Here is an 11,180-nt window from a genome sequence, read left to right as displayed (position 1 = left end):
TCTCGCGGGGGGGGGCGCTCCCCCCCCCCCTTCCCGCCCGGGGGGGGGGCCCCCCCCCCCCCCCGGCCCCCCCGGGCTGGCCGGGCGCGACACTGCTCTTATTCCTTCGTCACGCTCTGCAGGTGCAGGAGGAAGGAAGGCTGAAGCTGGAAGTCCGCCACGCGGTCGCTGGTCACCGCGTTCTGTTTCCAGTTGGCGATGAAGACCCAGGGCGCCTCTTCCTGCACGATGGCCTGCATCTCGCGGTAGAGTTTCGCGCGCTCGTCCTGGTCGGTCGCCGTGCGTGCGTTCTCGAGCAGCTCGTCGACCTTCTCGTTGGCGTAGTAGCCCGAGTTGAAGCCGCCCTGGTCGGGCCAGGCCTCGGACCGGAGCGCGAGGTAGGGCAGGGTGTCGGGGTCGTTGGTCATCCATGCCATCTCGGCCATGTCGGCCTTGCCTTCGAGGCCGGGGTTCACTTCGCCCAGGAAGGTGTTCCACTCGTAGGTCTCGATGGTGACGTCGAAGCCCACGGCTTCGAGATCGGCCTGGATGGCGGTGCCCATCGGCACCGGGTCGAGCATGCCGGAGCCGCCTTCGGTGACGTAGAAGGTGAGTTCCGCGCCCTCGGCCCCGGCCTCGGCGATGAGCTGTTTGGCCTTCTCGGGGTCGTGGGGGTAGGGGTCGAGCTCCTCGTTATAGGCCCAGGCGAAGGCGGGGGGCGTGGGGCCGGCCGCGACGGTGGCGGTGCCTTCGAGCACGTCGTTGACGATGGCCTCCTTGTTGATCGCGTAGTTGGCGGCCTGGCGGATCTTCATGTCGGCGAAGGGGCCTTCCTTGGCGTTGAGGATCAGGAACCAGACGTGGGGGCCGGCCTGTTCGTGGACGGTGTAGTCGTCGCCCTCGAACTGGCCCATGGAGGTGGGGGGCACTTCGACCATCATGTCGATGCCGCCGGCGAGCATTTCGGCGACGCGGGTGTTGGCGTCGGTGATCGGGCGGAAGACCACGGCCTGCAGGCCGGCGGTGTCGCCCCAGTAGTCTTCGTAGCGGTCGACGACGACGCGTTCGTTGGATTGCCATTCGACGAACTTGAAGGGGCCGGTGCCCACGGGGTTGCGGCCGAAATCGGCGCCGCCGGCCTTGACCGCCTCGGGCGAGACGATGAGGCCGGTGGGATAGGCGAGGTTCGACAGGAAGGGGGCGTAGGGGGCGTTGAGGGTGAATTTCACCGTCATGTCGTCGACCACCTCGGTGGTTTCCACCGCGCTGAAGAAGAAGGCCAGCGGGAAGGGGCCGGTGTCGTGGTAGGGGTGATTCTCGTCGAGCATGCGGTCGAAGTTGAACTTGACCGCCTCGGCGTTGAAGGGCGTGCCGTCGTGGAAGGTGACGCCCTCGCGCAGGGTGAAGGTGTAGACGGTGCCGTCTTCGGAGATCTCCCAGTCGGTGGCGAGGGCCGGTTCGGGCTGCAACGTGCCGTCCTTGTAGCGGGTTAAGCCCTCGTAAAGGTTCACGAGAATGCGGAAATCGTTGACCGCCGTCACCGCCGCCGGATCGAGCGATTTGGGCTCGGCGATCTGGCCGACGATGAGCACGTCGGCCGGCGTCTGGGCGGTGGCGGGAAGGGGGGCGGAGCCGAGCGCGAGGGTGGCGCCGGCAGCCGCCGCCATGAGGCCCCGCCGGGTCCAGGTGAAGAATGTCATGGTGGTCTCCCTGATTGGTTTTATGGGGGATAATTTATCATGATAAATTGCATCGGTCAATTTTTCATGATAAATACCGAAACATAATGACTGACATTGCATCATGACCTTTTCGATCCTTGCCCGAGACCCGGAGACGGGCGCCATCGGCGGGGCGGCCGCAACGGGCAGCCTGTGCGTGGGCGGGTGGGTGCTGCGCGGGCACCTGTCGGCGGGCATGAGCGCGAGCCAGGGTGCCTCGCCCTCCACCTTTTGGGGCGAGGAGGTGCTGGAGGCTATGCGGGGCGGCGCAGGCGCCGATGCCGCCGTGCGATACGTGACCGGCGCCGATGCCGGCAAGGGGTATCGGCAACTGGCCGCGCTGGACCTGAACGGCGCGACTGCCGCGTTCACCGGGGATCGCAATACGCCGGAGATGGGCAGCGCGGCCTTCGATACGGGGGTCGTGTCGGGCAACATGCTGGCCGGGCTCGATGTGCTCGAGGGGATGGTGCAGGCATTCGAGGGCGCCACGGGCGGGCTGGACCGGCGGTTGCTGGCGGCCCTGCGCGCGGCGGAAAAGGCCGGGGGCGACAGCCGGGGGTTGCTGTCGGCGGCGCTGCTGGTGCTGCATCCGGATCATGCGCCGCTGACCCTGCGGGTGGATCATCACGCCGACGACCCGATCGGGGCGCTGGCCGACCTGCACGGGCGGGCGACGAGCGGGGAGTATGCCTATTGGGCGCAAAAGGTGCCGGTGGCGAGCGACCCGGAGCGGGGCCTTGACTGACTGGGGCGCCCGCGCGGCGGACCTGCTGGAGGATCTTGCGAGCCTGTCGGAGCCGGGCCCGGGCGTGACGCGGCTGCCCTTCACGCCGGAGCATCGCGCCGCGGTGGAGCTTCTGTCGAACCGGATGACGCAGGCGGGGCTGGCGGTGAGGCTGGACGATGCCGGCACGCTGGTCGGGCGGCTGGAGGGGCCGGCGGGACGGGGCACGCTGCTGATGGGCTCGCACCAGGATTCGGTGCGCCACGGCGGCGCCTTTGACGGGATCATGGGCGTGGTGTTGCCGCTGATCGCGCTGGAGAAGCTGCGGGCCGAAGGGCGGGCGCCGCCCTGTTCGGTCGAGGTGCTGGCCTTTGCCGACGAGGAAGGCGTGCGGTTTCCCACGGCGCTGGTGGGCTCGAGGGCGCTGGCGGGAACGGTGGAGCCGGGCGTTCTGGAGATGACGGATGGCGACGGCGTGACGCTGCGGGCGGCGATGACGGCATTCGGGCTGGCGCCCGATCGGATCGGCGCGTTGAAGCGCGATCCGGGCGACGTGATCGGGTTCGTCGAAACGCATATCGAGCAGGGGCCGGTGCTGGAACGGGCGGACGAGGCGCTGGGCGTGGTGTCAGCCATCTGCGGGATCGAGCGGCATAGCATCGGGATCGTGGGCGAGACGGGCCATGCCGGGACAATGCCGATGGAGGGGCGGCGCGATGCGCTGGTGGCGGCGTCGGCGATCGTGACGGAGGTGAACCGTCTGGCGCTGGATGCGGAGGGTCTGCGGGGCACGGTGGGCGCGCTGGCGATCGGGCCGAACGTGGTGAACGCGGTTCCCCGGGTGGCGCGGCTGACGGCGGAGTTCCGGTCGGCGGAGGACGAGGTGAGGCGGGCGGCGGGCGATGCGCTGCACGGGTTTGCCGAGGCGCTCTGTGAGCGGATGGACCTGGGGCTGGCCTGCGAGCTGACCTATCAGCAGCCGGCGCAGCCCTGTGCGGCGGGGTTGTCGGAGCGGCTGGTAAAGGCGGTGACGGCGGCAGGCGGGCAGGGGCTGGTCCTGCCGTCGGGGGCGACGCATGACGCCTCGGCCATGGCGGATCTGTGCCCGGTGGCGATGCTGTTCGTGCGCTGCCGGGACGGGGTGAGCCACAGGCCCGAGGAGTTCGCCGCGCCGGAGGACATGGGGCAGGCGGTGGCGGTGCTGGCCGAGCTGGTGATGTCGCTGGACTAGGGGCCTATTCGGCCACTTCCCGCAGCCCGGCGACGAGGTGGTGGAATTTCTCGCCCTGGACGGCCACGTGCTTGCGGATGGCGGCGGAGGCGCGTTCGGCATCGCCTTCGGTCAGCGCGTCGACGACATCCTCGTGTTCCTGCATCGACTGGCCCATGCGTCCGCGCACGCGAAGCTGCGAGCGGCGGAAGGGTTTCAGGCGGCGGTGCAGGCGCAGGCATTCCTGTTCGAGAAAGCCGTTGCCGGACTGCCGGTAGAGGATGTGGTGGAAGGTTTCGTTCGCGTCGTAGTAGGCGGCGGTATCCTTGGCCCCCACCGCCGCCTTGCACAGTTTGTTCGCGGCGCGCATCTCGTCGAGGGCCGCGTCGGTGATGCGCGTGGCCGCAAGGCGGGCGCAGGAGGCCTCGAGCTCGGCCATCACCTCGAACATCTCGATCAGTTCGACGGGCCCCGGCTGGCGGACGAAGACGCCGCGGCGGGGGAGCTGTTCGACAAGGCCGGAGAGCGCCAGTTTCTGGCAGGCCTCGCGGATCGGGGTGCGGGAGACGCCGAAGCGGGCGGCGAGCTGCACCTCGTCGAGCCGTTCGCCATTGCCGATGGTGCCGTCGAAGATCATCCCTTCGATTTCCTCGGCAATGATATCGGCGCGTTTTCGTTGCATGGGGCCTTCTTAGCAGCGTTTCGAAAATGCAGGAAGGGATTTTTTGTATACAAGAATGTTGACTGGATATACACGCGGATGGCACAAACGCGGTGATCCGGTCGAGAATCGGACGCGTTATGGGAGGAAATCATGAACAAGATTCTAGCAACGACAGTTGCCGCCGGGGCCCTTCTGGCCAGCGTGGCCGTGGCCGGCGCCGCCGAGCTTCGGCTGTCGCACCAGTGGTCGAACAAGGATGTGCGGCACAAGGTGGCGCAGATCGTCGCCGACGAGGTGAAGGCGGCGGATGTCGACCTCGAGATCAAGATCTTCGGGTCGAAATCGCTGTTCAAGCCGCGCGAGCAGTACAAGCCGCTGAGCCGCGGGCAGCTTGACATGTCGGTTCTGCCGCTGAGCTATGCGGGCGGGCAGCAGCCGGCCTATAACCTGACGCTGATGCCGGGGCTGGTGAAGAACCACGACCACGCCGCGCGCCTGTCGGAGAGCGATTTCATGGCCGCGCTGGAAGAGAAGATGGCCGAGGATGACGTGATGGTGCTGGTGCATGGCTACCTGGCCGGCGGGTTCGTCGGCAAGGAGAAGTGCATCACCGCGCCCGAGGACGTGGACGGGCTTCAGATGCGGGCCGCGGGCAAGGCGTTCGAGCAGATGCTGGCGGGGGCCGGGGCGTCGATCGCCTCGATGGCGTCATCGGAGATCTACAACGCGATGCAGACCGGCGTTCTGGATGCGGCGAACACCTCGTCGTCGTCCTTCGTGTCGTACCGGATCTACGAGCAGGCGGCGTGCTATACGCCGGCGGGCGACGTGGCGCTGTGGTTCATGTACCAGCCGCTTCTGATGAACAAGACCACCTTCGAGGGGCTGACCGAGGAGCAGCAGCAGGCGTTGCTGGATGCCTCGGAGAAGGCCGAGGCGTTCTATCTCGAGGAGGCCAAGAAGCAGGATGCGGCCTCGGTCGAGGTGTACAAGGAGGCGGGCGTCGAGATCGCCGAGATGAGCCAGGAGGAGTTCGAGGCGTGGCGCGAGCTGGCCAAGGAGACCTCGTACAAGGCGTTCGTCGAGGAAGTGTCGGACGGGCAGGAACTGCTCGACATGGCGCTGGCCGTCGAGTGATGTGACGGGCGGGGGCGGCCGGTGGGCTGCCCCTTTGCCCCAAGGCTGTTTTCACACCCAATGACAGGAGCAGGCCATGTCGGGCCCGAGCTCGGCTGCCCCCGCGCATGCCGGTAACAACCCCTTCCTTCGTGCCGTGGCGGTGATCTCGACGCTGGCCGGATGGTGCGCCGCGGCGATGATCGTGGCGGCGGTGGCGATCACCTGCCAGATGATCTTCATCCGGGCGGTGCTGAACGGATCGACCATCTGGCAGACCGAGGCGGTGATCTACCTGATGGTGGCCGCGACGCTGATCGGGCTGCCTTACGTGCAGCGGCTGAGGGGGCATGTGAACGTGGATCTCGTGCCGATTTCCCTGCCGGAGAAGGCGCGGTTCGCGCTGTGCATGGTGACGCTGGGGGTGTCGATCGTGATCGTGGCGGTGATGCTGTGGTATGGCTACGATTACTGGCACTTCGCGTGGGAGCGGAACTGGAAGTCGGACACGGTGTGGGGCGTGCGGTTGTGGATACCGTACCTGTCGATCCCCATCGGTTTCGCGCTGCTGTTGTTGCAGCTCATTGCCGATCTCGTTGCCGTGCTTCTGGGCATAGATAAACCCTTCGGGCTGGAGGATCACTGATGGATCCGCTGCTTCTTGGCGCGCTGGTCGCCATTGCCACCATTCTTGTCCTGTTTTCCGGCGTGTCGGTGGCCATCGGGCTGCTGATCGTGTCGGCGGGGTTCCTGATCGTCTTCGACGGGCTGCGCTCGCTGGAGCTGATGCCGGAGATATTGTTCGGGAAGCTGAACAATTTCGCGCTGCTGTCGATTCCGATGTTCATCATCATGGGGGCGTCGATCGCCTCGACGCGGGCCGGGGCGGACCTTTACGAGGCGCTGGAGCGCTGGCTGACGCGGGTGCCCGGCGGGCTGGTGGTGTCGAACCTCGGCGCCTGTGCGCTGTTCGCGGCGATGTCCGGTTCCTCGCCCGCGACCTGTGCCGCCATCGGCAAGATGGGCATTCCGGAGATGCGCAAGCGGGGCTATCCGGATGGCGTGGCCGCAGGCTCGATTGCCGCGGGGGGCACGCTGGGCATTCTCATTCCGCCCTCTGTCACCATGATCGTCTACGGGATCGCGACCGAGACCTCGATCGGGCGGCTGTTCCTGGCCGGGGTCTTTCCCGGGCTGCTGCTGGTGGGCCTCTTCATGGCGTGGTCGCTTTACTCGACATGGCGGTCGGGGCAGGCGGGCGTGCTGGGCGCGGGCAGCTACACCTGGCGGCAGAAATTCGAGATCCTGCCGCGGGTTCTGCCCTTCCTGCTGATCATCCTCGGCGTGCTTTACGCCATGTATGGTGGTGTCGCCACGCCGTCGGAGACGGCGGCGGTGGGCGCGCTTCTGTGCCTTGTCATCGCGATGGTGATCTATCGGCTTTGGGACCCGCGCGCGCTGTGGGTGGTGCTGCGGGATTCGACGCGGGAAAGCGTGATGATCCTGTTCATCATCGCCGCGGCGGGGGTGTTCAGCTACATGCTCTCGTCGCTCTTCATCACCCAGTCGATTGCCGAGTGGATCGGCACGCTGGAGGTGAACCGCTGGGTGCTGATGGGGGCGATCAACATCTTCCTGCTGATCGCGGGCTTCTTCCTGCCGCCGGTGGCGGTGATCCTGATGGCGGCGCCGATCCTGCTGCCGATCATCGAGACGGCGGGGTTCGACCCGATCTGGTTTGCCGTGGTGCTGACGATCAACATGGAAATCGGGTTGATTTCGCCGCCCGTGGGCCTGAACCTGTATGTGATCAACGGGATCGCGCCGGATATTTCGCTGAAGACGATCCTGACCGGTTCGCTGCCTTTCGTGGCGTGCATGGTCATCGCGATCATATTGCTTTGCCTCTTTCCGGGTCTGGCCACGTGGCTTCCGGATGCTGTGATGGGAACGGGGATTTGACCTTGCTTGCCGATTTGCTGTCGACCGTCTTCGAGAGGCGGTTCCGGAATGCGCCTGCCGGCGACGACAAACGCTCGATCGAGGAGATGTCGGACGCGCTGGTGGGGGCGACGGGCGAGATTTCCGGCCTGACGCTGGCGCGGAACATCCTCGAACGGTATCGCCGGTCGGAGGACGAGGCGCGGCTGGCCTTCTTTCGCTACCTTGCGACGGGCATGAACATCGACCCCGGCAAGGTGCGCGCGGCGCTGGCCGAGTACGAGGCGGGGGCGAGCAAGGAGAGCTATCGCGCCTTCCTCGAGGCGGCCGAGCCGCCTAGGCAGGAACTGATCCGCCGGCTGAACCAGGTGCCGGGGGCGACCGGGCAGTTGGTGTCGATGCGCACCGACCTGATCCGGATGGGCAAGGACGACCCGGAGCTTCGGGCGCTGGACCTCGATTTCCGGCACCTGTTCTCGAGCTGGTTCAACCGGGGTTTCCTTGTGCTGCGGCCGATCAACTGGGAAAGCCCGGCGCATATCCTCGAGAAGATCATCGCCTACGAGGCGGTTCATGCCATCGACAGCTGGGACGATCTGCGCCGGCGGCTGGAGCCGAGCGACCGGCGCTGTTTCGCGTTCTTCCACCCGGCGATGCCGGACGAGCCGCTGATCTTTGTCGAGGTGGCGCTGACCAAGGGGGTGGCAAGCTCGGTCCAGGAGTTGCTGGCCGAGGATCGAGAGGAGATGGGCTCGGACGAGGCGGATACGGCGGTGTTCTATTCGATCTCGAACTGCCAGGCGGGGCTGGCCAGCATTTCCTTCGGCAACTCGCTGATCAAGCAGGTTGCGGCGGATCTGTCGGCGGAACTGCCGGGATTGAAGACCTTTGTCACGCTGTCGCCCATTCCGGGGCTGGTGCAATGGCTGGGTGCCAACGACATGCAGCCGCCGCTGGAGGATGACGAGGCGCTCAGGCAATTGGCGGCGTCGTACCTGCTGGGGGCGAAGCGGCCCGACGGGCTGCCGCTTGACCCGGTGGCGCGGTTCCATCTTGGCAATGGGGCGGAGGTACACGCCATCCATGCCGGGGCCGACACGTCGGAGAAGGGGTTGCGGCAATCTGCCGGGGCAATGGTGAATTACCTTTACGACCTCGACAAAGTCACCCAGAACCACGAACGGTTCGCCGCCTCGCATGATATCGCGGCCTCGTCGGAGGTGAGCAGTCTGGCGGCGGCCGCAGAGAAATCCGCCGCGTAAGGAGACGTGTCATGGCCAACCCTTTGTATGATGCGCTTTTCGGGAAATATGCCGGGCAGGAGACGCCGTTCCTGTACCTGAGCGATGGCACGGTGATTTCCCATGCCGGGTTTCTGGAGACGGCGGCGCGGGTTGCCGGGGTGATCACGGAGGCCGGGTTGCAACCCGGTGACCGGCTGGCCGCGCAGGTGGAGAAATCGGCGGAGGCGCTGGCGCTTTATGCGGCCTGCGTGCAGGCGGGGGTGATCTTCCTGCCGCTGAACACGGCCTATACGGCGGACGAGCTGACCTATTTCATCGACAACAGCGGCGCGGCGATGATCGTCTGCGATCCGGGAAAGCTGGAGACGCTGGCGCCGATTGCCGAGCGGCTGGAATGCCGGGTGGAGACGCTGGCAGGGGATGGGGCCGGGAGCCTGATGGAGAAGGCCACGGGGATGCCGGGGGAGTTTGCCACGGTGGACCGGGAAGGCGGCGACCTGGCGGCGTTCCTCTATACGTCGGGGACGACGGGGCGATCGAAGGGGGCGATGCTGACGCAGGACAACCTGTTATCGAATGCGAGGACGCTGACGGAGTGCTGGCGGTTCTCGGACAAGGACGTGCTGCTGCACGCGCTGCCGATCTTTCACACGCACGGGCTTTTCGTGGCGACGAACATCGTGCTGCTGTCGGGCGGGGCGATGATCTTCCTGCCGAAGCTGGATATCGACCGGATGATCGAGTGGATGCCGAAGGCCACGTCGATGATGGGGGTGCCGACCTTCTATACGCGGCTGCTGGATGATGCGCGGTTCACGAAGGAACTGGCCGAGCATATGCGGCTTTTCGTGTCCGGCAGTGCGCCCTTGCTGGCGGAGACGCATGAACGGTTCGAGAAGCGCACCGGGCACCGGATTCTCGAACGCTACGGGATGACCGAGACGAACATGAACACCTCGAACCCCTATGAGGGCGAGCGGCGGGCGGGGACCGTGGGGTTTCCGCTGCCCGGCGTGGAGCTGAAGGTGTGCGACCCCGAGAGCGGGGACGAGGTGGCGCAGGGCGAGGTCGGCATGGTCGAGGTGCGGGGGCCGAATGTCTTCAAGGGCTATTGGCAGATGCCGGAGAAGACGGCGGCCGAACTGCGCGAGGACGGGTTCTTCATCACCGGGGACCTGGGCCGGATCGACGAGGATGGCTATGTGCATATCGTCGGGCGCGACAAGGACCTGATCATCTCGGGCGGGTACAACATCTACCCCAAGGAGATCGAGCTGTTGCTGGATGAACAGCCGGGCGTGCTGGAAAGCGCCGTCATTGGCGTGCCGCATCCGGATTTCGGCGAGACGGTGGTGGGCGTTCTGGTGGCGGAGGCGGGGGAGCGCCCGGACCTCGAGGCCATCGGCAAGGCGGCGGAGCAGTCGCTGGCAAGGTTCAAGCATCCGAAGAAGCTGGTGGTGGTAGAAAGCCTGCCGCGGAATACCATGGGCAAGGTGCAGAAGAACGTGCTTCGGGAGGAGTACAAGGGGCTGTTCGCGTAGGGCCGGGCGCCGGTTGCCAGTGGCGGGCGGATCGGCGTAACGTCCGGGCGCGGGGGCGTCGGAGGGGCTGCGTTGACCAAGGACTTGCAGAATTTCCCGCTGGCGCGGTTCGACCTTGTGACCTTGCGGATCTTCCTGACGGTGATCGATACGGGAAGCATCCGGTCGGCGTCGGAGAGCCTGAACCTGTCGCCATCGGCGATCAGCCGGCGGCTGGCGGAGCTGGAGGAGAATTTCGGGCAGCCCTTCTTTGCAAGGCATTCGCGGGGCGTGGAGATTTCCGATGCCGGGCATGTCATGGCCGCGAAGGCGCGGGAGATCTTCGCGTCGATCGACAGCGCGCATTCGGAGCTCAGGCGGCTGAGCAGCGGGGAGGCGGGGAGCCTGTTGCTGAGCGCGAACGGCTCGGCCTTCGTGAACGGGCTGGCCGAGGACATGAAGCATTTCTCGGATGCGTATCCTTACATCGGGATCGAGCTGTTCGAGCAGATCAGCCCGAACGTTGTGGCCTCGGTCATGAGCGGGCGGACGGAGCTGGGTCTGATCTCGCGCACTTTCCGTTTGCCGCCCGAGATCGTCTGTACGCGGTATTGCACCGACCGGCTGGTGCTGGCGGTGCCGGAGGGGCATGACCTGGCCCGGCTGCCGGCGGTGCGTTTGTCGGACATGTCGTCCTACCCCAGCATCGGGGTGATCGAGGGCAGTTCGATGACCCGGCTGATACGGCGGGTGTCGGTGCTGGGCAGCGGCGAGGTCAGGTATCGCTACATGGCGAACACCAACGAGGTGGCCCGCACGCTGGTGGCCCATGGGCACGGGATTGCCATCCTGCCGGAACAGTTCGTGCGGCCGCATGAGCGGATGATGCCGATCAAGGCGGTGGCGATCGACGAAAGCTGGGCCGAGCGGGAGATCAGCCTTGTGCAACACGGCGACGCGACGCTGTCGAAAACGGCGGCGATCTTTCGGGAGTTCCTGCTGGAACGGTCGCGGGAGAGGGGCGAGGCGGGCTGAGAAGCGGTGTTGCGTTGGGCGGG

Annotated in this window: 10 protein-coding genes; 8 read left to right on the top strand and 2 right to left on the bottom strand. The window is 66.3% G+C overall.

The window, feature by feature from the left end:
- Positions 1-98: 98 nt before the first annotated feature.
- Positions 99-1,679: an ABC transporter substrate-binding protein gene (locus RLN94_RS18065; RefSeq protein WP_350125254.1), complete on the bottom strand. Its 1,581-nt coding sequence runs from the start codon at positions 1,677-1,679 to the stop codon at positions 99-101.
- A 103-nt stretch (positions 1,680-1,782) separates the two neighbouring features.
- Here RLN94_RS18065 and RLN94_RS18060 point away from each other — a divergent pair, with 103 nt between their 5' ends.
- Positions 1,783-2,448 carry a DUF1028 domain-containing protein gene (locus RLN94_RS18060; protein ID WP_350125251.1) on the top strand — a complete coding sequence of 222 codons (666 nt, stop codon included), beginning with the start codon at positions 1,783-1,785 and terminating at the stop codon, positions 2,446-2,448.
- Positions 2,441-3,658, top strand: coding sequence for a M20 family metallo-hydrolase (locus tag RLN94_RS18055; protein WP_350125248.1), 1,218 nt, complete (start codon positions 2,441-2,443; stop codon positions 3,656-3,658). The genes RLN94_RS18060 and RLN94_RS18055 overlap by 8 nt, the downstream gene beginning before the upstream one ends.
- Before the next feature lie 4 nt (positions 3,659-3,662).
- Here RLN94_RS18055 and RLN94_RS18050 read toward each other — a convergent pair whose 3' ends face one another.
- Entirely contained in the window at positions 3,663-4,319 is a 657-nt protein-coding gene (locus RLN94_RS18050) for a GntR family transcriptional regulator (protein ID WP_350125245.1), read from the bottom strand.
- A 132-nt stretch (positions 4,320-4,451) separates the two neighbouring features.
- Here RLN94_RS18050 and dctP point away from each other — a divergent pair, with 132 nt between their 5' ends.
- From dctP to RLN94_RS18020, 6 genes are all read left to right on the top strand, one after another.
- Complete coding sequence (dctP, locus tag RLN94_RS18045; protein WP_350125242.1) at positions 4,452-5,438, top strand: TRAP transporter substrate-binding protein DctP; 987 nt, start codon at positions 4,452-4,454, stop codon at positions 5,436-5,438.
- A 76-nt stretch (positions 5,439-5,514) separates the two neighbouring features.
- Positions 5,515-6,063, top strand: a complete 549-nt coding sequence (locus tag RLN94_RS18040; protein WP_350125239.1) for a TRAP transporter small permease — start codon at positions 5,515-5,517, stop codon at positions 6,061-6,063.
- Positions 6,063-7,379 carry a TRAP transporter large permease gene (locus RLN94_RS18035; protein WP_350125236.1) on the top strand — a complete coding sequence of 439 codons (1,317 nt, stop codon included), beginning with the start codon at positions 6,063-6,065 and terminating at the stop codon, positions 7,377-7,379. The genes RLN94_RS18040 and RLN94_RS18035 overlap by 1 nt, the downstream gene beginning before the upstream one ends.
- Entirely contained in the window at positions 7,376-8,620 is a 1,245-nt protein-coding gene (locus RLN94_RS18030; protein ID WP_350125233.1) for a malonyl-CoA decarboxylase, read from the top strand. The genes RLN94_RS18035 and RLN94_RS18030 overlap by 4 nt, the downstream gene beginning before the upstream one ends.
- An 11-nt stretch (positions 8,621-8,631) precedes the next feature.
- A complete protein-coding gene (locus RLN94_RS18025; RefSeq protein WP_350125230.1) occupies positions 8,632-10,143 on the top strand; it encodes a malonate--CoA ligase in 1,512 nt (503 codons plus the stop codon).
- A gap of 72 nt (positions 10,144-10,215) precedes the next feature.
- Entirely contained in the window at positions 10,216-11,157 is a 942-nt protein-coding gene (locus RLN94_RS18020) for a LysR family transcriptional regulator (RefSeq protein WP_350125227.1), read from the top strand.
- Positions 11,158-11,180 lie beyond the last annotated feature (23 nt).

It is taken from the genome of Roseovarius sp. (genome assembly GCF_040223625.1).
Lineage (GTDB): Bacteria > Pseudomonadota > Alphaproteobacteria > Rhodobacterales > Rhodobacteraceae > Roseovarius.
This window is presented reverse-complemented; position numbering and strand designations above follow the sequence as displayed.